Source organism: Variovorax sp. AC194 (genome assembly GCF_979257995.1).
Genome location: NZ_OZ409823.1, coordinates 2,903,635 through 2,922,787 on the forward strand (window position 1 = coordinate 2,903,635; position 19,153 = coordinate 2,922,787).

27 protein-coding genes are annotated in these 19,153 nt (G+C 64.2%); 15 read left to right on the forward strand and 12 right to left on the reverse strand.

Annotated elements, in window-relative coordinates; translation table 11 throughout:
- Positions 1-35: 35 nt before the first annotated feature.
- The gene (locus tag ACZYRS_RS13900) at positions 36-1,049 is read right to left on the reverse strand and encodes an AraC family transcriptional regulator (protein ID WP_463419727.1); all 1,014 of its coding nucleotides are present in this window, start codon (positions 1,047-1,049) and stop codon (positions 36-38) included.
- A 153-nt stretch (positions 1,050-1,202) separates the two neighbouring features.
- Here ACZYRS_RS13900 and ACZYRS_RS13905 point away from each other — a divergent pair, with 153 nt between their 5' ends.
- A complete protein-coding gene (locus tag ACZYRS_RS13905; RefSeq protein ID WP_463422486.1) occupies positions 1,203-2,063 on the forward strand; it encodes a class I SAM-dependent methyltransferase in 861 nt (286 codons plus the stop codon).
- 86 nt (positions 2,064-2,149) lie between these two features.
- Here the strand turns inward: ACZYRS_RS13905 and ACZYRS_RS13910 are convergent, their stop codons facing one another.
- The 3 genes from ACZYRS_RS13910 to ACZYRS_RS13920 all read right to left on the reverse strand — a co-directional run bounded on the left by ACZYRS_RS13910 (position 2,150) and on the right by ACZYRS_RS13920 (position 3,674).
- Positions 2,150-2,632 carry a hypothetical protein gene (locus tag ACZYRS_RS13910; RefSeq protein ID WP_463419728.1) on the reverse strand — a complete coding sequence of 161 codons (483 nt, stop codon included), beginning with the start codon at positions 2,630-2,632 and terminating at the stop codon, positions 2,150-2,152.
- Between the two features lie 133 nt (positions 2,633-2,765).
- Positions 2,766-3,470 carry a phytanoyl-CoA dioxygenase family protein gene (locus tag ACZYRS_RS13915; protein ID WP_463419729.1) on the reverse strand — a complete coding sequence of 235 codons (705 nt, stop codon included), beginning with the start codon at positions 3,468-3,470 and terminating at the stop codon, positions 2,766-2,768.
- Entirely contained in the window at positions 3,471-3,674 is a 204-nt protein-coding gene (locus ACZYRS_RS13920) for a hypothetical protein (RefSeq protein WP_463419730.1), read from the reverse strand.
- A 4-nt stretch (positions 3,675-3,678) separates the two neighbouring features.
- Between ACZYRS_RS13920 and ACZYRS_RS13925 the strand changes: the two genes are divergently transcribed.
- The 5 genes from ACZYRS_RS13925 (at position 3,679) to ACZYRS_RS13945 (ending at position 6,444) form a co-directional block, all read left to right on the forward strand.
- On the forward strand, positions 3,679-3,969 hold the full coding sequence (locus ACZYRS_RS13925) for a copper-binding protein (RefSeq protein ID WP_463419731.1): 291 nt from the start codon (positions 3,679-3,681) through the stop codon (positions 3,967-3,969).
- 42 nt (positions 3,970-4,011) lie between these two features.
- Positions 4,012-4,659, forward strand: a complete 648-nt coding sequence (locus ACZYRS_RS13930) for a hypothetical protein (RefSeq protein WP_463419732.1) — start codon at positions 4,012-4,014, stop codon at positions 4,657-4,659.
- Positions 4,660-4,689: 30 nt separating this feature from the next.
- Complete coding sequence (locus ACZYRS_RS13935) at positions 4,690-4,968, forward strand: hypothetical protein (RefSeq protein WP_463419733.1); 279 nt, start codon at positions 4,690-4,692, stop codon at positions 4,966-4,968.
- Between the two features lie 557 nt (positions 4,969-5,525).
- Positions 5,526-6,008 (forward strand): hypothetical protein, encoded by a 483-nt coding sequence (locus ACZYRS_RS13940; protein ID WP_463419734.1) that lies wholly within the window; start codon positions 5,526-5,528, stop codon positions 6,006-6,008.
- Positions 6,009-6,093: 85 nt separating this feature from the next.
- Positions 6,094-6,444 carry a hypothetical protein gene (locus ACZYRS_RS13945; RefSeq protein ID WP_463419735.1) on the forward strand — a complete coding sequence of 117 codons (351 nt, stop codon included), beginning with the start codon at positions 6,094-6,096 and terminating at the stop codon, positions 6,442-6,444.
- A gap of 168 nt (positions 6,445-6,612) precedes the next feature.
- On the opposite strand, the gene ACZYRS_RS13950 is transcribed toward ACZYRS_RS13945, so the two are convergent.
- Positions 6,613-6,972, reverse strand: coding sequence for a hypothetical protein (locus ACZYRS_RS13950; protein WP_463419736.1), 360 nt, complete (start codon positions 6,970-6,972; stop codon positions 6,613-6,615).
- 410 nt (positions 6,973-7,382) lie between these two features.
- On the opposite strand from ACZYRS_RS13950, the gene ACZYRS_RS13955 reads away from it, so the two are divergent.
- Together ACZYRS_RS13955 and ACZYRS_RS13960 are read left to right on the forward strand one after the other, a co-directional pair.
- The gene (locus ACZYRS_RS13955) at positions 7,383-7,712 is read left to right on the forward strand and encodes a hypothetical protein (protein ID WP_463419737.1); all 330 of its coding nucleotides are present in this window, start codon (positions 7,383-7,385) and stop codon (positions 7,710-7,712) included.
- A 100-nt stretch (positions 7,713-7,812) separates the two neighbouring features.
- A complete protein-coding gene (locus tag ACZYRS_RS13960) occupies positions 7,813-8,124 on the forward strand; it encodes a hypothetical protein (RefSeq protein WP_463419738.1) in 312 nt (103 codons plus the stop codon).
- Positions 8,125-8,210: 86 nt separating this feature from the next.
- On the opposite strand, the gene ACZYRS_RS13965 is transcribed toward ACZYRS_RS13960, so the two are convergent.
- A complete protein-coding gene (locus ACZYRS_RS13965) occupies positions 8,211-8,831 on the reverse strand; it encodes a tRNA-uridine aminocarboxypropyltransferase (RefSeq protein ID WP_463419739.1) in 621 nt (206 codons plus the stop codon).
- Positions 8,832-9,015: 184 nt separating this feature from the next.
- Here ACZYRS_RS13965 and ACZYRS_RS13970 point away from each other — a divergent pair, with 184 nt between their 5' ends.
- Both ACZYRS_RS13970 and ACZYRS_RS13975 read left to right on the forward strand, forming a co-directional pair.
- Positions 9,016-9,315, forward strand: coding sequence for a hypothetical protein (locus ACZYRS_RS13970; protein WP_463419740.1), 300 nt, complete (start codon positions 9,016-9,018; stop codon positions 9,313-9,315).
- Between the two features lie 63 nt (positions 9,316-9,378).
- Positions 9,379-10,011 carry an SMI1/KNR4 family protein gene (locus ACZYRS_RS13975; RefSeq protein ID WP_463419741.1) on the forward strand — a complete coding sequence of 211 codons (633 nt, stop codon included), beginning with the start codon at positions 9,379-9,381 and terminating at the stop codon, positions 10,009-10,011.
- Positions 10,012-10,344: 333 nt separating this feature from the next.
- Here the strand turns inward: ACZYRS_RS13975 and ACZYRS_RS13980 are convergent, their stop codons facing one another.
- Complete coding sequence (locus tag ACZYRS_RS13980; RefSeq protein ID WP_463419742.1) at positions 10,345-10,728, reverse strand: hypothetical protein; 384 nt, start codon at positions 10,726-10,728, stop codon at positions 10,345-10,347.
- A gap of 188 nt (positions 10,729-10,916) precedes the next feature.
- Here ACZYRS_RS13980 and ACZYRS_RS13985 point away from each other — a divergent pair, with 188 nt between their 5' ends.
- Positions 10,917-11,399 carry a GreA/GreB family elongation factor gene (locus ACZYRS_RS13985; protein ID WP_463419743.1) on the forward strand — a complete coding sequence of 161 codons (483 nt, stop codon included), beginning with the start codon at positions 10,917-10,919 and terminating at the stop codon, positions 11,397-11,399.
- A gap of 356 nt (positions 11,400-11,755) precedes the next feature.
- Positions 11,756-11,992: a hypothetical protein gene (locus ACZYRS_RS13990; RefSeq protein ID WP_198786074.1), complete on the forward strand. Its 237-nt coding sequence runs from the start codon at positions 11,756-11,758 to the stop codon at positions 11,990-11,992.
- A 122-nt stretch (positions 11,993-12,114) separates the two neighbouring features.
- Here the strand turns inward: ACZYRS_RS13990 and ACZYRS_RS13995 are convergent, their stop codons facing one another.
- Together ACZYRS_RS13995 and ACZYRS_RS14000 are read right to left on the reverse strand one after the other, a co-directional pair.
- Complete coding sequence (locus tag ACZYRS_RS13995; protein ID WP_463419744.1) at positions 12,115-12,624, reverse strand: DUF1993 domain-containing protein; 510 nt, start codon at positions 12,622-12,624, stop codon at positions 12,115-12,117.
- Positions 12,625-12,755: 131 nt separating this feature from the next.
- Positions 12,756-13,679, reverse strand: a complete 924-nt coding sequence (locus ACZYRS_RS14000) for an AraC family transcriptional regulator (RefSeq protein ID WP_463419745.1) — start codon at positions 13,677-13,679, stop codon at positions 12,756-12,758.
- Positions 13,680-13,809: 130 nt separating this feature from the next.
- Here ACZYRS_RS14000 and ACZYRS_RS14005 point away from each other — a divergent pair, with 130 nt between their 5' ends.
- Positions 13,810-14,571 (forward strand): SDR family oxidoreductase, encoded by a 762-nt coding sequence (locus ACZYRS_RS14005; protein WP_463419746.1) that lies wholly within the window; start codon positions 13,810-13,812, stop codon positions 14,569-14,571.
- A 28-nt stretch (positions 14,572-14,599) separates the two neighbouring features.
- Here ACZYRS_RS14005 and ACZYRS_RS14010 read toward each other — a convergent pair whose 3' ends face one another.
- Positions 14,600-14,986, reverse strand: a complete 387-nt coding sequence (locus ACZYRS_RS14010; RefSeq protein WP_463419747.1) for a VOC family protein — start codon at positions 14,984-14,986, stop codon at positions 14,600-14,602.
- A gap of 154 nt (positions 14,987-15,140) precedes the next feature.
- Positions 15,141-16,085, reverse strand: coding sequence for an alpha/beta hydrolase (locus ACZYRS_RS14015; protein WP_463419748.1), 945 nt, complete (start codon positions 16,083-16,085; stop codon positions 15,141-15,143).
- Between the two features lie 295 nt (positions 16,086-16,380).
- On the opposite strand from ACZYRS_RS14015, the gene ACZYRS_RS14020 reads away from it, so the two are divergent.
- Positions 16,381-16,767 (forward strand): nuclear transport factor 2 family protein, encoded by a 387-nt coding sequence (locus tag ACZYRS_RS14020; protein WP_463419749.1) that lies wholly within the window; start codon positions 16,381-16,383, stop codon positions 16,765-16,767.
- Positions 16,768-16,824: 57 nt separating this feature from the next.
- Here the strand turns inward: ACZYRS_RS14020 and ACZYRS_RS14025 are convergent, their stop codons facing one another.
- Positions 16,825-18,351, reverse strand: coding sequence for an HD domain-containing phosphohydrolase (locus ACZYRS_RS14025; protein ID WP_463419750.1), 1,527 nt, complete (start codon positions 18,349-18,351; stop codon positions 16,825-16,827).
- 201 nt (positions 18,352-18,552) lie between these two features.
- Between ACZYRS_RS14025 and ACZYRS_RS14030 the strand changes: the two genes are divergently transcribed.
- Positions 18,553-19,131, forward strand: coding sequence for a DUF308 domain-containing protein (locus tag ACZYRS_RS14030; RefSeq protein WP_463419751.1), 579 nt, complete (start codon positions 18,553-18,555; stop codon positions 19,129-19,131).
- Positions 19,132-19,153: the final 22 nt, after the last annotated feature.

The window sequence follows — 19,153 nt, forward strand, 5'->3', positions numbered from 1 at the left end:
CGAAGCCCGGCCGGCCCGTTCGAGATGGGGCCCTCTCAGGCTGGCGCATCCACCGTCTTCTGCTGCACGCGCCGCCACGCCGCCGGCGGCAGGCCTGTAGCCCGCTTGAAGGCACGCGCGAACGCCGCCTCCGACTCGTAGCCCACTTCCAGCGCCACCGCGGCCACGGGCGAATGGCTTTCGCGCAGCAGGCGGGCGCCGCATTGCATGCGCCAGTTCGTGAGGTACTGCATGGGCGCCAAGTGGGTCAGCGCCACGAAACGTTCATGCAGCGCGGAGCGCGACAGGCCCACCTGCCGTCCCAGCTCTTCCACCGTCCAGTGTGCGGACGGGTCGCCGTGCATCAGTCCGATCGCACGCCCGATCTGCCGGTCGCGCAGCGCACCGAGCCAGCCCTGCGCCTCCTCCGGCAACGACTCCAGGTAGCGCCGCGCACCGTCGACGAAAACCATCTCGCTGATGCGCTGCAACAGCGCCGCGCCGCCCGCGCGCGCGTCCACGGATTCGGAGGCCGCGTGCGCCAGCATCGGCGCGACCCAGGCGCCCACGCCCTCGGCGCGCAGGTGCAGCAGCCGGGGCAGGGCGTCGATCAGCGGATTGAACGGCCGCAGGTCGCAGGCGATGAAGCCGCACACGATGACGGTGCTGGCCTCCTCGGGCGGCAGCAACCCCAGCTCGACCATGTTCCCGCGGTAGGTCACCGGCAGCGGCCGGTCGTCCTTGCGCATCTGGAACAGCCACTCGCCGCCGGCCTCCGGCTTGAGGCCCGGCGCGCTGGAGACCACGTGCGCGTCGCCGTGGGGCAGCATGACGATGTCGCCGGCAGCCAGCCGCAGCGGCGGCTCGCCGTGCACCGCGATCCAGCCCTCGCCCTTGACGAACAGGTGGTACTCGATGACGTGCTCGGCCCCCGGCATCACGGCCGGCGCGAGCTCGCGCGAATCCGGCGCCATGGCGGCCCACTGGTCGCGGCAGCTGACGTGGAAAAACACCGAACCCCGCAGCCGCACGCTGCGCAGCACGTCGGACAGCGGATCGATCGCTGTCATGGGCCCGCCGCGCCCCTATCGGCGGACGCACGGGCAAACCGGCGCGACAACGGGTGAAGTGCCCGAGGGCGCCGGCGGGAATCATCGGCATACCGACTGCGGCTGCAGCGGCATTCAACGTCCACCTCGAAGGAATTCATCATCATGTCCACCATGACCGCTCCCTCGTCCACCCCCGCCGCTGTTGCGGCTCCTGCGGCTCCTGCGGCTGCACCGGACTATGCCGCCATCAAGCAGCGCCAGCAAGCCACTTGGGCCAGCGGGGACTACACCATCGTCGGCACCACGCTGCAGATCGTGGGCGAGACCCTGGCCGAGGCCGCCGACGTGCGCGCCGACGAACGCGTGCTCGACGTGGCGGCCGGCAACGGCAATGCGACGCTGGCCGCCGCGCGCCGCTTCGCCCGGGTGACCTCCACCGACTACGTGCAGGCGCTGCTGGACAAGGGGCGCGCCCGCGCCGCCGCCGAAGGGCTGGACGTCACCTTCGAGATCGCCGACGCCGAGGCGTTGCCCTATGCGGACGCCACCTTCGACGTCGTGCTCTCGACCTTCGGCGTCATGTTCGCGCCCGACCATGCGAGCGCCGCGCGCGAGATGCTGCGCGTGGTGCGCCCCGGCGGGCGCATCGCGCTGGCCAACTGGACCCCGGAGGGCTTCATCGGCCGCCTCTTCAAGATCATCGGCACCCACGTGGCACCGCCCGCGGGCGTGCGCTCGCCCGCGCTCTGGGGCTCCGAGCCGCACCTGGTCGCGTTGTTCGGACCGCGCGCCCGCGACCTGCACGTCGCGCACAGGAAGTTTCACTTTCGCTACCGCTCGGCCGCGCACTTCGTGCAGGTCTTCCGCGAGTTCTACGGGCCGACGCACAAGGCCTTCGGCGCGCTGGATGCGGCGGGGCAGGCGGCGCTGCAGCGGGACATCACTGCGTTGCTCGAAGAGCTGGACATCGGTGGCGGGCGCGGGCTGGTGGTGCCCAGCGAATACGCGGAGGCCGTGATCACCGTGGCGTAATGGCCCACCTCAAGGCGCCGGTACCCGGAGTCGACGATCTGTTCTGTCGACACGACGAACGATTGCGGCGCGTACGCACCCTCAGCCTACTTCTTGCGCCCCTGCTTGCTGAACCCTTCATGGTCGGTGTGCGAGACCTTCTCGCCCACCGAGCACTGGCTGCTGAACGTGATCTTCTGCGAGTCGCCGAAGTAGGTGGCGTACAGGTGCCACAGCTGGCCGTCCAGGCCGAAGGTGATGTGCAACTGGTAGTTGGAGCCCCCGCGCCGGCCGGCCGTGCCCGGTTTCTCGACCCACTGGTGCAGGCCCTTGATGACGATCACGTCGCGCGAATCCGAATTCACATAGTCGCCCAACTTGCTCGCGCCGGGGCCGCCCGGATAGCAGTTCTGCGCGCCGGGGCGCGCGAACAGCTCCTTCATCTTGGCTTCGTTGTTGTAGTCGTCGATCAGCAGCCTGTCGTAGCTGCGGCCGGGGTTCAGGCCCAGCAGTGCGGTGTTGTTCCAGGCCCTGTGGCTGGTGTAGTTGCGGTAGAGCAGATTCGTTCCATCGTGGAAAGTCACGGACATCACGGCACTCCAGAGAACCTGAAGGGGTGGATTCTTATCGTGTTCTTTTGGCGGATGAAGTCGACCGAACGGCCTATCTCCACCGGCTTGCAGGCCTGCCGCGCTGACCGCGCCGCACGCGTCGGCAACGCGTTCAGGTGTTGAAGAAGCAGCGCGCCGTGGCCATCATCCGGACGTTCTTCGTCGCGTTGACCGATGGCGTGTGCAAGAGGCGAAGGTCCATCAGGAACACGTCGCCCGCGCGGCCTGACATCTCGACGATGCCGATGCCCAGCTGCGCAAGGCTGCGCGCCATGTCCCCGTTTGTTGTCTTCAACACCTCCCGGAGCCGGGAGGCCGAAGGCCGCCCCGGCATGTCGACGCGATGCGATCCGGCCAGCGCCAACGTCGCGCCGCCGCAGGGCGCCACGTCGTCGATCAGGAAGAAGGCCTGCACGCCCGGCAACGGGCCCTGCGGTCTTGCCGCGATGTCCACATGCCAGTTCAATCCCTCGAGCGTCCAGGTGCCTTGATGGGGCGGCGACAGCAGCAGCTGCGGGTCCTGGATGCCCGTCGGCGCGCGCCCGCCCAGCTGGGCGATGCGCTCGATGAGGCTCGGCGTCACCAGCGCCGCATGCAAGCCCGGAACCTTCACGAGCGCGGAGAGTTTTCCGATCTGCTGGAAGACAGGCAGTCTCTGCAGCGAACCCAACGGGCTCTTTCCGCCGGGCAATGCCTTCAGCCGCTTGAGCTCGTCGAGCAGCTTCTGCCGGATGCCCGCGATCTGCTTCTTCGGATGGAAGCCTTCCAGCCGCAAGTACCCTTGGTCAACGAAAAGGTTGGTTGGCGATGCGTTCATTCATTGCTCGCTTGAAGCTGCAGCGGTTCGCCCATAAAGTCGAGCCGCATGGAGATGAGGATACGGGCGTCGAACAACAGCCGTCGAGCCCGGTTCGCGAAGTTTGGCATGCAGAATGCGAGCGATCGAGCCGCGAATATCTGGAGGAAAAAAGATGTCGAGAGCCTGGTGCAGAACCATGGTGGTGGCGACGACGAGCGTCATCATCATGAGCGCAGCCGCAGCGCAAACCAACGAGCCGCCCCCTGTGTTCACCCGCGCGCGCCTCGCGTCTTCGTTCGATGAGCCCGGCGGAAAGCACTACGTGCGATTGAAGCTGCTGCCCAGGTCCAAGATGCCCTTCACGACGCAGACCTTCAGGCTGCCCGACCGCTCGCTGCTGGCCGATATTCCCGATGGCACCTGGGTCAAGTTCACCGCCAGGCGCATCGACGGTGAGAACACCGTGACGTCGATCCACACCATCGCGGAGTGCCAGCGCTTTCAGCCGTGCGACTGAGGCCGGCCACGAGCCGCCACTCACCGCACATTTCAATTCAGCATGCAAAAGAAACTCAGAAAACTCGCAGAAGAATCCGCCGATAAGGGCCGTTGGGCCCTGGCCGCCGCGGCTGCACGCGCTTCGATCAGCGACACCATCGACGACCATATCAACGTGCTCGGCGCCATGCACGAAGTCGGCCTCTTGAAGAACAGCCTCGCGCCATTTGCCAAGGTCTGGCGCGACAACGCATCGGCTTTTGCCGCCGCCTGCGCAACGCGGCTCGACCAAGGAGATGCGGACTACTGGGCGCTTGCCGCGCTGCTCGGCATGAAGATTTCCGACGTCGCGCCCGCGTTCATCGGCATGGGCTTCGAACTGCTGGCCATCACGCGCATTCCGGCATTCAAGGACCCCGAGCTGCACGTCGCAACACTCGCCCGTCGCCAGGCCGGCAGCCCCGAAGTGCTGACGGCACCCATCGACCTCGGCTGGAACACGAAGACAGGCGAGTTGCTGGACGTGAGCCGCTGGCGAGCGGTCATTCTGGATGAATACACACGAGAGGCACCGCAATTGAGCGGCAGCGGGTTTGGCAGTTACTACATGCGCGCCAAGCTGCCCTTCGGTTGCTGGCGTGTGCTGCACGACAAGTTTTCGCTGAATGCGGATGCCGCGGTCGTGCCTGATTCAACGCTCTGGAAATGAATGGACGAAAGGCAGTGACGCATGTCTCGAATGAGCCTCTACACATTCGTACTTGAATTTGAAGGTGGGACCTATGTGTCCCAAGCGGAGGCCGTGTCGGTCGAACTGGCACCATCTGCATGGGCAGAGGGCATTGTGCCTGGGACGATTCGAGGAATGGCCGACGCTTCTGTTCAAGAATTGCGTGAGGCAATTGCAGAGGAAGTGCCGGTGCAACTCGACGGGCTGCAAGAGGTGTGGTGTATCAGCACGCTCGTTCGCGGCCGAATGGCCCTTGTTCATTTCGTGTCGACCGCGCGAAAATTTTGACTGCGATCGATGCGTGATTCAACTTCGGTTTCTGCGGCGAATTTCTTCTTCGTTTCGCGAGGATTTCTGAGTGCGTTGGCTCTCTGTGCGGTCAGTCTTGGTGCAAGTTCTCAGAACACTGTTGCGGCGAAGAATTGTGATCTGTCGGCGCCGCCTCGCGCAGCTGCGGTCAACTCAATCCATGGCCAGTTCATCTTCATCTACCCCCGGGAAATTGAGAAGGAATACAGCGGCTGCAGAACCGTGTGGACTCACCTCAATGCTGTGCTTGCACAGACGAGGTTCAGCCGCGGGCAATTGAACTCCGTCGAGTTATTCGAGCCTGAGAGCGGCAAGGTGGCCATCAGGTGCACCTATGCCAACGGTGCTCTTAGAACGCGAAATACCGGCTGTCCCGCTTATGAAGATGCGAGACAAGGCTTCAGAACGATGCCTATCGACGTAGAGCCAAGTGTCCTGCCCGTGCCACCCGAGCAGGACCCCCGCCGCGACTAGACGACCCGGGCGACCCACTTCCTCCAGCGATCCAGATCAGCAAACAGCATGAGAGCGTCAACATGACAAGCGCCGAAGAACCTCTGAGCCGGAGCGATGACTCGATCCTTGGCGAACTTTCCTGGAATGAATCCGCTTGGGTTGGCACCGTCGAACTCGGCGCGCATCGCGTTCGCCTTGTCATCGATCTGGATGAGGAGAACCCTGCCCGCGCGCAGCAGGCCGAATCCATCGAGTACGCCAAGGCGCTGCTTGCCAAAGTGCTGAAGAACGAGGCGAGCCTAAGGCTGCAGTGTGCGCGGGAGATTGCAGAGGCCGCAGGCTCCCAGGCCTCGGAGGAGGACCGGCACAGGTATCTGGCCGAGGTGCCGTCGGCTGCGGCCTCCATGGCGCCGCAGGTGCTTTGCATCGAATTTCCCGAGGGTGGTCATCTGGAATACCGGGACGCAAGCGAGAAGTTCTACGGCAATTCGATTGTCGTGATTCGCTTTGACAGCGAGGGCCAGTATGAAGAGGCCGAAGTCGAACTCTCGGACCACGAATAGGCTCTCTGGGCCATGAGTGCGCTCGGTGTTTCTTTGGGAGGCATTTCGCAGAAACCCGGGCATCGGGTACGGTCGGACCAAACACATGAACGAAGTCAACCCTTACTGGAAAAACCTTGAGGCGGCCCTGTCCGACACGTCGGGGATCATCGTTCCCAAAGGTGAAGACGAAGCGACGTACTTTGAAAGCCTTCGTTCGAGCATTCGAGCGCACGCCACGGCCGCAGAGAAGGTGTCGGCCACAGTTGTCGAACCGGGATTTCGCCATCGGCAACCGGGGTCCAGGATCAGCGGATACCTCCTTGCGAGATCGGAGGGCTACTGGTTGGTCTTCGAGCCCGATGAAGGCGAGTACTACTGTTTTTGGGGACCGGATGCGGACAGCCTTGGCGCCTACGGCGTCTGCGGCAATCCGCTTTATTGCTGGTGGGATTGAGGATCGGGTCGCGAGCAGTTTGCGAGGGCTTGAAGTTGGTCGCCGCCGTCAACGGCCGTGGTCGGCCAGAACCAGACATTCGCCGAGGTGGCCGAATTCGCGTGAAGCCGACGTTCGCGGCGCATTTACACCAAGAGGATGGGGGGCTCGGAAACGCGGCGTTATTTTCTACACCGCATCTTCCGGCATGCCATCAACACCAAATTCCACACCGCGCTCTTCCAGCTTCGCGCGCGCTGCGTGATGCACTACGCCGCGTTTGCGCGTATCAGGCTCCAACAGCCTGCGCAGGGTCGCCTGGCTGACGTTGGCATTGCGCACCACTTCCATTCGGACGCCCCAGAATTTGTCATTCGCGAAACGATCCAAGATCTCTGCGTCTGCACCCGGGTTCATGGCCGCCACGGAGCGGATCGATTGATTGGGGTCAGTCAAAAACGGCTCAAGCTCAACTGCATTGGCTGCACCACTGGCAGCAACGTAGCGACGCTCCTCTGCATTTTTCTGTTCGGTTGTCTTCTTGACCATTGCGCACTCAAAGGGATGAACGCATCCAGCTTCGCATACGCCACGGCTGATGCATACGAATTCCGGCTGCGCTGGTCGGATAACCATCCTGAGGTTGGACCCATCATCCAAGGATTCGAGTGACCGCTGTACGCCCTCGACGATGACGGGTGTGGGTACTTTCGCGACGGCGCCGCGAGCGCCATGGGGGCGGGCGTCCAGCTCGGAGTGCGGCTGCACATTCGGACCCGCCCTTAAAAAATGCGCGCCAGGGACATGGTTTGCGTTTGCGGGAGCCGCCGGAGGCAAGCTTGCTCATAACGTGCGATCCGCAGGCAGTCCGGGCCTGCCCGATCGCCTGAGCGTCAGCGGTTTGATCGAGAAAGGCCACAGCATCCCCGTTCAGTGACGCCCCTGAAGAACCCACCCCCATGAAGCTATCGACACGACATCACCCTGAAGAGATGGAGAAAGACCAGGCATTCGAGGCCCACCATGCGACGCGCGGCGCGTTCTGGAAGAACAAGCTCATCGCGGCTTCTGTGCCGGTGCTTGTCACCAGCATCCTCATGTCGTGGGGCGCCTACGAGCTGCGGATGCTATGGATCAGCTACGCGTCCGCACCCAGTTCCAATCGCTCGGGGGCGGCGAGCATGTCATTTCGCAACGTCGCGATCCGCGGCGCTTTGACAACGCTCGGCCAAAGCAACGTGGCGCCGGCTGGCCCCGTCCACGCATCGTTTCAGACCAACCGTCCCTGAGGTGACGCTGTACTGGCAGATGGTGGACTCATCCTCGCGGTCGGTGCGAATGTTGAACAGGTACATTCGGCCAGAAGCAGACGTTTACAGGTGACCCAGCATGACCACCGAGCCGCAGAGTTGGCCGTTCGACAGTCCACCCAATGTGGTTTGTTTCACGGTGCGGTCCATCGTTGATGGCGAAAAGCCCGTCCTTATGGCATCACGCGATGCAGACGATGGAGGATGGCAGTTCCTGACGGGGGATGCGTTCCACATGGCAGAAGCAATGCTGGTCACTTTGGAGAGCATGGTCGCGCGGGACCAGACGCTGCTTGAGCTTGCAGCAATGCAGCCAGGCTGGATGGCTTGGCGTGAGGCGCCCGATGCTCCTTGGAGCCGCCAGGCCGAAGCCCAGCAAACAGAAGAGTAAGGCAGCGGACACAACGCGGCCAAAACCAGCCAATTAGCTGGTCACTTAAATAAACCCCCTTAACCCTTGATCGAGGGCAGGACTTGTCAGTTTGCGCGTCGCTGCCCGCCAGCCTGCTCCACGTACTCTACAAACCCGTCGAAGGCATCCAACAAGGGCTGGAACCGCGCCGCACCGCCTTCCAGTTGGCACAAGGCATAGCAGGTCGCCTCCAGCGTGGACAGTTGGTCGGGCCCATGGGCTTTGCGGATACGGTAATGCGAAGGCGGCAGGTTGCGCAGGGCCAAGCGGGGCAACTGTTGCAGTGGCGGGCTTTGGTAGAGCATCTTTCGGCTTTTGCGCCAGGTGCCGTCAAGCACGACCAGGCGCAGGCGCGACTGGGCTTGCGTCCACTCGGGCGGTAGCGGGGGTGGGACCCGCAGGTCCGGGGCGGTATCTTGCAGGCTGTCCGGGTACAGCAGCAGCGTGTGCTTGCCGTCCACCGGCCAGACTGGCACGGCAAATGCCTCACCCACCACCACGCGGCAGTGCGCCAAGCTGAGGTGCAGCAGGCGGGCACTGCCTTTGGCCTGGTGTACCTCCAGCGGGTGCTGCAGCACCAGTACCTCCACCGCGTGGGCGGTGGGCGCGACCCAGCGGCAAATGCAGGCACTGAGCGGGCGCAGGCAAGCGGTGCACTGGGGGCGTGGGACTAAAGCGGGAGACATCGCGGGATTTTATTCAGCGTGCCTGGCTGGACGATGCATGGAGGGAGATGTCGCTTAGCGTTGGCGCGACGACCGGCAGCTTTGGACGATGTCGGAAGACCGCAGTGGGCCCTTTGTGCCAGCGGTGCGTGAGGCTACAGTCGGCCAAAACCGGTCACTCGCCGGCGCGGCTGAATCTTCACCGATGGCAACATCCAGACCATTAAAACTTCCGTTGGCTACCCTGCAAGAGGCGGCTCGGCTTGCGACCCGGACTGCGCTTGAGCCGTTCGAGCGCATTCCAGACGACACCAAGCTCACACTAGGAACATCCTGGGACGGGGACGAGGCAGTTTTCGAGCTGTACATCGCGAAGGAGCGGCCCAAGGATGCGGTGGTGCTCACGGAGGCCCGTGTGAATCAATATGACGGGCAAGTGCGGTCCGTCCGCGTTTTTGAGGAAGCGATGGCGAGCGTGACGGCGAAGCGGAAGGCACAGACCTGAATCGGCCAATGGCCGACTTTCACAGTCTCGGTCTTCGTTGAAAACAGAAAAGGAAAAAGGCCCATGGAAGCAGAAGCGATTGTTGCGAATTGGAAGCGTCGACTGGTTGCCCTGGCAGAAAACCCTCCTTACGTCTTCAGCCGAACGCCTCAGAACCTGATCGAAGAATATCAGTCGAACCAGATAGGTTTCATTGGCTTCACTGAAGCTGAAATCTCGAACGCTGAGCTGCTTCTGCGAGGGAGATTCCCTGCTGTATTCCGCGAATATCTTCTCCAGATGGGGCGCTCGCCTGGACGTTTGTTCAGAGGCAGTGAGCTGGCCGATTTGGTCGAGCTTGAAGAGTTTCGCGTCAGCGCCGAAGAATTGATAAGGGAAACTGGCGCATCTGTAGCCCTACCTCCAAGTGCAGCGGTCTTCTTGTTTCATCAAGGCTACTGCTTTACTTATGTTCTAGCAGATGGCAGCTTTGATAGCTCGCCGATGCAGTGGAGCGAGCAGGATCGTGAGCCAACCTCGGTGGCAGCCACCTTTGCAGATATGGTGAGCGCCGAACTACAACTGATGGAAGCGAACGATCTGAGCTCTCATAAGTCTGGGGGCTTTTGGCTCACTGTCTATCCTGGGGGCGCGACACACGAACAGCACCCTGCGCGGGCGAGCGGCGTACGACCATTGGACATGGTTCCTCGCTGACAAGCCAAGTCGCGGCATCGATGTCGGTCCTGGCGTGAAACTCGTTCGCAGGCCTCGTTCAGCCCCTCAACTGATCGAACGCTCGACCTCAGCTTGTCGAACGACTCCCTCGTGATCGGGGGAGGCGCCTGTCTGCTCTTCATCGGTGACCGCATTCGGGCCGCACAGCAATCGATCCCCGAGCGTCCGCTCTATCGGCAAGGCTGATCGAGTCCTTCGGACCTGTTCACCACGTTGGCGCGACCGGCTACAGTCGGCCAAGAACCGACTTTACGCAGCGTCGCAAGAAAAGACGTTGTACCCGCGATTGCCGCTGTGCTTTCGACAATTTGGTCAGCGAGGATACGGTTCGTATAACGCCAGTTCGTCCTCGAAGCCCTCTGATTGAAGACTCATGAGGAGGTAAAAATTGATGCGCTCCAACGATACCGAGCGGGTCAATAAAATGGGCTTCCCCTCTTTGTAATTTCGCTTGGCCTCTTCGTGGAAGGCTTGAGAAATAGACCACTGACCGAGATTTGCCCAGTGGTCATTGGCGTAGTCGATTCGTTCCTCAATCGCTGCAGCGATCTTCGAGAACGTGAGGAAGTATTGACCTCCAGATTCTGTAGGTGGCTGCGCGTCTTCGAGGGAAATTTCGTCTGGCCATTCACGCATGAGCATTCCCACTAGCTCCGAGAACCGCATGGTGCCAACTTGCTTTTTTTCGGTCATCAAGGCTTACCTGTCGAAGTTACGCGGCAAGGTAGCACACCTCAATCGAACGGCAGCTTTGGAGCGCGGCGTACAGCCGCTTTGGGCCCCATAGCTGAAGTTAACCTGCAGCCAACAGAAGCGTCGAACCCCGGTGGGCCCCTTCATAATCAAGACCTACCCCCGCTTGTTCAAGATGCCTACCTTTCGTCATGGATAAATTCACGCTGCAACAGCAGGTGCTGGAACGGCTCGCCGAAGACCTGATGCAAGCCGAACAGGCAGTGCGGGCGGCCCATGAAACGGCGACTCACGCAGAGAACATCGCCGAAAACAAATACGACACCTTGGGACTCGAAGCCGCCTACCTGGCCACCGGCCAGGCTCGTCGCGCCGAAGCCATCCGCCAGGCAATGGCCAATTGGCGCCAATTCCGCCCGCGTCCCTACGATGCCAGCAAAGGTATACAGCTCGGCGCGCTGGTCTGCCTGGTCGATTCCGACGACAAGCAGCAACAGCTCTTTCTCGGTCCGGATGGGGGCAGCATGAAGTTGCTCAGCGGCGCTCAGCGCGTTCAGGTCATCAGCAGCGAAACACCTTTGGGCATGGCCATGCTGGGCAAATGCGAGGGTGACGAGGTGTCGATACAGGTGGCTCTGATCCGACAGCAGTTCGAGGTGCTGCGGGTTCATTGAGCCGCGAGCAGTTTCACGTCGAATTGGCCGAGGTCGGCAGACGTTCGGGCATCGTGAACGCGCCGGCTGGCCGGCCAGGTCAGCAGTACGACCGGCCCCCTTAGGCTTCTGATACGTAAATTTTCAGCTGATCTGATTCTGTACGTTCCAGCCTGGAAGAGGAACACTCGACATCACGATGAGAGTGCTTCTGTGGTGCCGGCAGAGTACCCCGACTTTCGACGCACTTTGCGGATGCCCATTCAGCTCACCGCAAGCGTTTCATCAGATTGATTTTTCCGTATCTTCATCGGCCTATTGAGCTACTCGCCGCACTTTGGCACTTCGCCGTCTGTCCCCATCAACAGCCTTAAATCATGAATTCAATCCCTATCTCATTTGTTATTTTCAAGATTCTCGTGCTCAGCGTGGGCATGTATTTAGCCGTCAAGTGGCATTACGACCGGGGACAGAAGGACAAGAATCAAAAGACAGCTGCAGTGGTATTGACATCCATCAAGGTGGGCACGGCGTTCGTCGCTTCTGCGTTCCTCATGCTGTTCCTCACCTTTGAATTTTGCAATTGGATAGGTCTGGACCTGGCCATGCGGTGATTGGAATTTTCGGTCGATAGCCCGGATGCAATGCGACTAGCGGCACGATCATTTAGCTTTGGAGGCTTTGGTTTCCATCGAGCGGCAGCGGCCAGAGCCGCTGAACGCCTGTCTGCAGCGGGTCAGTAGGCACCCATGTAGTCGCGCTTTCCGATCTCGATACCGTTGTGCCGCAAGATGGCATAAGTGGTGGTCACGTGGAAGAAAAACTGCGGCAGTCCATAGTGCAGAAGATAGGCGCTTGCGGTCAGCTTCTTTTCCTTGGGGGTGCCGGGGCGCAATACGATCTCGCGGCTCTCGCTTGAATCGAATTGCTCAGGCTTGAAGGAGCCGATATGGGCCAAGGCTTTGGCGATCAACGCTTGCAGGTCGGCGAAGCTCGCCTCGGTGTCGGGCCAGGACGGCACCTCGGCACCAGCCAGGCGGGAGGCAATGCCCTTGGAGAAGTCTGCGGCGATCTGTACCTGACGTACCAGCGGAAACATGTCGGGGAACAGCCGCGCCTGCAGCAGCGCATTGGGATCGATATTTTTCTGCGTCGCGTGGTCTTCGGCCTTCTTGAGCACATCGGACAGGGCGCGCAGCATCTGCTGCAGGACGGGAACGGAGGCGTTGTACAACGGGCTGGTCATGGTGAGTTCACTTCTAAGATTGGGCGCGATGGCCGGAGTTGGCGTGGCAGAGGCCCTGCCGACCATGCAAGGCTAACAGCACAGGGTGAACCGAATCGCCGCCCGCAATGCAGCGCGAGCCCCCGCACCCTTCACGCCGCATCCGCCGCCGGCACGCCTAGCGCATACCGCGTCGGCGAGCACCCCACATGCCGCGCGAAGGCCGCACTGAACGTGCTCGCCGAGTTGTACCCCACGCGCTCCGCAATCGAAGCCACGCTGCCCGCGTTGCGGCGCAGCAGGTCCTTCGCGAGCGCCATGCGCCAGGCGAGCAGGTACGCCATCGGCGCCACGCCGACCGTGCGGCCGAAGCGCTCGAAGAAGGTCGAGCGCGAGAGCGCGGCCCGGGTGGCGAGTTCGGCGACCGACCAGTCGTGCATCGGCCGCTCGTGCATCGCGCGGATCGCGACCGAGAGGCGTTCGTCGGCCAGCCCGCGCACGAGGCCCGGTGACGCGCTCGTGCCCGCGGTGGAGCGCAGCGCCTCGATGAGCAGCACCTCCAGCAGCCGCGCGAGCACCACCTCGCGCGCGGGCCGCTGCTCGCGCGATTCTTCGCGCACCAGCTGCACGAGCGTGGCCAGCCGGTGCTCGCCCCGCACGTGCACGAACTGCGGCAGCAGCGCGACGAGCAGCGACGCATCCTGCGAGCCGAAGCTGCAGTGGCCGGCCAGCATGCGGGTGTCGATCGGGCCGTCTTGCGCGCCGACCCTGAATTCGCCATTGCCCAATGCGACGGGCTGCGTGTTGGTGTGGGAGCGGGCGCCCGCACGGGGCCCCTGGAGGCTGAAGACTTCGATGCGGCGGGTCGCGGGAATCAGGGCGAAGTCGCCCGAGAGGAGCTCGATCGGCGCGCGCCCGTTGATGGCGATGCGGCATCCGCCTTCCAGGATCACGCAGTAGAAGGGCTCGCCCGCATCCGAGCCGGTGATGTGCCACGGGCCGGCGCCGAACACGAGCTTGGAGAAGCGCGCACCGGGCTGCAGCAGCGTGACCACCTCGGCGAGCGGATCGACCATGTCCGGACTATTTCACATGAGATTCGGACTCGGGATTCTAGTGCGTCCGGCTTTGGCGGCCTATCGTCGGGCCATGACCAATAACCACCCCGACCAACCCGACCAACCCGACCAACCCGACCACACCTCCATGAAAACCGTCCTCATCACCGGCTGCTCCTCCGGCTTCGGCCTGGAGATCGCCCGCTACTTCCTGGCCCGCGACTGGCAGGTCGTCGCCACCATGCGCACGCCGCGCAGCGACGTGCTGCCGCCTTCGGAGCACCTGCGCGTGCTGGCGCTCGACGTCACCGATCCGCGGAGCATCCGCGACGCCGTCGAGGCCGCCGGGCCGATCGACGTGCTGGTGAACAACGCCGGCTTCGGCGCGGCTTCGCCGGTCGAGCTCACGCCACTGGAAACCGTGCGCGAACTCTTCGAGACCAACACCCTGGGCACGATCGCCGTGACGCAGGCGGTGCTGCCGCAGATGCGGCAGCGCGGCTCGGGCGTGGTGGTCAACGTCACCTCCAGCGTCACGCTCAAGGCGCTGCCGCTGAACGCGTCGTACCGCGCGAGCAAGGCGGCCGTCAACGCGTTCACCGAGGCGATGGCGGTGGAGCTCGCGCGGTTCGGCGTGTGCGCGCGCCTCGTGCTGCCGGGCCAGTCGCCCGAGACCCGTTTTCGCGACAACGCACAGCGCCGCATCCACGGCTTCGACCACCCGGCCTATGCGGACCTCGTGAAGCAAACGATGGCAAGGCTGGGCGGCACCACGGGCCCGAAGACCCGCCCGCTGGATGTGGCCGAGGCCGTGTGGCGCGCGGCGACCGATCCCTCGTGCCCGATGCAGATTGCGGCCGGTGCGGATGCGAAGGCGTGGGCGGCGGAGGTCGCGGCGAAGCAACCGTGAGGCCCTGTGGCGAGGCGCCGTGCGCTCGCTACCCCTCTGCCATGTCCTCATGAATGCAGAGGTAGTTCCCCTCCGTGTCCTTGAACCACGCCGCCTTCTCCGAGCCGAGCACGCACACATGGTCGACGGTCTTGAGCCCGGGGAAGTCGTAGTCCTCGAACACCACCCCCGCGCGCTTGAGGTTCGCGACGCTGGCCGCGATGTCGTCGACCCGAAAGCTGATCGCCGTGTGGTCGGCCTTGGTGCCTTCGGGTTTGGGAAAGAGCGACAGCGTGCTGCCGCCCACCGCGTAGACGAACTTGCCGTCGGGCTTGAGGCCCCCGGGCTTCAGGCCCAGGCACCCTTCGTAGAAGGCGCGGGCGCGGTCCATGTCCTTGACGGGGAGCATGGTCGTGACGGACGAGTCGGACAACATGGGAGGTCCTTTCGCACAAGTCGGCGCGCAGCGGTGGCCGCTTGGCGTGCATCACCTTGGCTGGCCGGCCGGCAACCAGCTTACGCCCACGCCTCGCGCGATGCCATCCCCTCGCGCCCGGGTGCGATGCCATTCACTTTCGACCGGGTGGCCGCTATGGAAAGAGCCTGGCCGCAACGTCCGTGAACGACACCAGGTCGGTGCCGGGGTGCGTCTGCGTGTAGGTGGTTTCCGTGATCACGAACTGCGGGTAGGCGCGCGACTGCAGCCGCTTGTACATGTCGTCCACGTTGTCGAAGTTGCACTCCAGCGGGCTGTCGCAGCGCGTGAGCACCAGCGTGGCGGGCAGCGGCTTGGTGCCCCAGGCATCGAACATCTGCTGCTCCAGCGCGTTGTTCTCCGTCGCCTGCGAATCGAACGAAGCCTCGAACGCGAGAAAGTGCGAGAACGTGAGCGTGCCGCTCGCCCCCTCCATGAAGAGCGCCAGGCCCGTCATGCTCCCGCTCCACGACAGGCCCGTGAGCATGCGCTTGGCCGCGTCGGCCCGGTACTTCGCCTCGATGAACGGCACCAGCTCCTGCACGAGGAAGTCGTGGTACGCGCGAGCGCCGGGCAAGAGGTAGTCCTGCTCGCGGCGCGCGGTGCCGCCGATGCCGATGAGGATCGCCTGCGCGTGCCGCTTCTCCAGCACGCTCTTGAAGTTCTCGAAGCGCGTGCCCGGCGCGTTGAAGACCGCATCGCCATCCATCGCATAGATGACCGGGTACGCGGCCACCGAGCCGCCGTCGTACGAGGCCGGCAGGTAGATCTGGAGCGGGTAGGTGGCGCCCGTCCTGGCCGACACGATGCTGTCTTCGACGACGCGGCCCGTTGCCTCGGGCACGGGCACGGGCACGGCCACGGGCTCGGGCGCCGGCGGCGCGGGCTCGGCGGGCGCGGGCTGCGGCGCGACGGCGGCGGGCGGCATGACGGCCACCAGCCCCGCGAGGCTGCCGCCGCCACCACCGCCCCCGCCGCCGCCTCCGCAGGCGGCGAGCACCAGCAGAGTCGCCCAGCCCACGGTGGACAGGAAGCGGCACACCAATCGTCCAGGCTGCATTTCGATTCCCGGTTGTGAGGGGGACAGGGATGAGCAAGGGCGCCGTGCACGCGGTCGTCCAACCGCTGCGGCGGGCCCTTTCGAAAAGAGTGCCATGCGATGCCTGCGAGCCTTGTGAAAGCTGGGTAGTTGGCAAGTGCAAGACTCGTTTCAATGCGTCGCGCCGCGCACGCATAGACTGCCGGGCAGAACGGCATCGGCCTTGCGCTTCGCGCGGCGCGTCGATGCCGCACGCCGATGACACCATGGTTTCATTGGTGCCGTTGGTCTCATCGAACCCGCGAGGACATCGACCATGCAAACGCAGCAGCACATCCGCTCGGCACTCGATCGCCACTGGCTCGCCTCCGCCGCGGGCGACCAGGCCGCCGAGCACGAGATCTATCACGACGATGCCGTGTGCACCTACCCGCAATCGGGCGAGGTCATCCGCGGCCGCCGCAACCTTCAGGCGCTTCGCAGCCATCACCCCGGCAAGCCCTCGGGCTTCGCGGTGCGGCGCATCACGGGGGAGGGCAGCGTGTGGGTCACCGAGTACCAGATCGACTACGCGGGCAAGAGCGCCTTCACCGTGAGCATCATGGAGTTTCGCGACGGCAAGGTGGCGCGCGAGACGCAGTACTTCGCCGATCCGTTCGATGCGCCCGCATGGCGCGCGCAGTGGGTCGGGCCAGCGGAGTGATCGAGCGGGCGGCCCGCCACATCGCGGCCCGCCCCGTCCCGGCCCACAACTTCGCGGCTAGATCAGCCCGCGCGTCGACGCCTTCAACGTCGCGGCCGCGCGCGTCGAACATTCGAGCTTGATGAACACCCGCTCCACATGCGTTCGCACCGTGCGCGGGCTGATGCCCAGCGCGCGCGCGACTTCCTTGGTGTTCTCGCCCCTGCTGATGCAGCGCAAAACCTCCAGCTCGCGCTCCGACAACGAGGGCTCGCCGCCCTTCGGCGCCACAGGCTTCGCGGGCGCATGTGACATCGCGATGGCCAGCAGCGCATCGACAACGTGCGCATCGAAGCGGCCCGCCGCTGCGTCCTGCTTCATGCAGTCGAGCGCCTCTGCTTCAGTGAATTCGGCCCGCCACGGACGCCGCGTGCGAAGCGACACCCACCGCTCGGCCGCCGCCACGAATTGCCCTTCCACCGGCATCGCCGTGCCCGAGCGCCCGCGGAAATAACCCGAGCCATCGCGCCGCTCGAACGCGAAGGATGCAATCTCCGCTTCATGCGCGAGCCCGTCGATTTGCCCCGCGGCGCGCGAGGTCCAGTACGGCACGAGCCGCAGCCGTTCGAGCGACGAAGCCGGCAGCGGCTCGGGCGCGTTCCAGATCGCGTTGGGCACCGACGCCCGCCCGATGCCGTGGATCAGCCCGGCCTTGTAGGTGCGGTGGCACAGCGCCGCATCGAGGCCCGCGCGTGCGCTGCCATCGCGCGCCAGCTGGGCCACGCGGCGGGAGTAGCCCGTCATCCACGGCAGCTTCAGATCGATGACGTCGCCCACGAGCTCGAGGCCAACGCGGCGAAGCATCGCGGGATGGTCGGCTGCATCGGCTGCATCGGAGATGTCGGCCACGTCGGCCGCGTCGGTCCACGGCGGGGTGGGCGAATCCAGCGTCGCGAGCCACGCCGAAACCCGCGGCGCGCAGGCATCGACCAGCGCGCCCGGGTACACGCTGTCTGCGCGGCCGCGCGCGAGCGTCATCGCTTCGTCCAGGCCGTAGAGGCGGCTGAAGATCTCGATGTCGCTCGCCAGCGCCACGACGTAGGTCGCGAGCGGCACGGCATCGCCCTGCAGAAGACCGGGCACGCCGCCGCCGTCGTAGGTCTCGAAGATGGCGCGCAGCGCCGCTTCGGTGTCGGGGCCGAGGCCCAGCGTGTTCGCGATGTCGCCGGCGATCTCGCAATGGATGTTGGCCATGGCGAGCATCGCGCCCGGAATGGCCGCGCTGCGCGGTTGCTGCTGCTGTAGTTGCTGCTGCTGCGGTGCGCGCGGCTTCTGCGATGCGAGCAGCGCTTGCCGGCCCTGCACGTCGTCGTCCAGAAAGTCCGCGAACTCCTGCGCATTGGCCGTGCAGCCCGACCAGCGCAGCAGCGCGACGTGCCGGGCGGCCTCGACCTGCGCGGGGGCGCAGCGCGCCTCGGTCGCAATCATTCCCGCGAGCCACGCGGTGCGCAGCGAATGGTCGGTCGGCTGGCCCATGCTCAGGTCGCCGATGAAGGCGAGCGCGCGGATGGCGTCGAAAACGGCAATGGTCGAGTCGTCGGACATGAGGGGCGGAAGGCAGGAGAGGGTGAAAGCAAAAGCCAGCATCGCACAGTCTTTCGGGCCTTGTCGGTCATTCGACCGATACCGCGGGCGGGGCGGCTTCAACAGAATGGGCTGCACCCGCCTCGCTCGAGGGGCGACGAGCTTTCTTCCTCCTTTTTCTTCTTCCTCTTTTCAACCTCGCGGCCTTCAACCGCCATTGCCATGTCCAACACCAACCCCTCTGCACTTCAGCGAGCCGCGTGGCTTCGCAAGCTCTACTTCGTTCGCGCCGCGTTTTCCTTCGCGTGGGTCGCGCTCGCCTTCACCGTTGCCAAGGGCTCGCCCGTCGTGGCGAGCGCGCTGCTCGTCGTCTACCCCGCGTGGGACGCGCTGGCGAACCTGTGGGACGCCCGGATGACCGGCGGCGCCAAGGCCAACCCCACGCAGGTGGCGAACGCGTGGATGAGCGCGCTGGTCACCGTGGCCGTTGCGGCATCGCTCGGGCTCCATCTGCAGATCATCCTGGCGATCTTCGGGGTGTGGGCGATCGTGGCGGGGCTGCTGCAGCTGGCGACCGCCATTCGCCGGCGCAAGGGCGACAAGGGGCAGTGGGTGATGATGCTGAGCGGGGCGCAGTCTGCGCTGGCTGGCGGGTTCTTTGTGGCGCAGCAAGGGAGTGCGGCGCCTGTGGTGCAGACGTTTGGGGGGTATGCGGCGGTGGGGGCTGTTTATTTCTTGATTTCGGGGCTTGTGATTCTGCTGCGGCAGTCCAAGGACAGAACCGAGGTGGCGGCGTCCTAGAAGATCAGAACGTGTGAAGTGG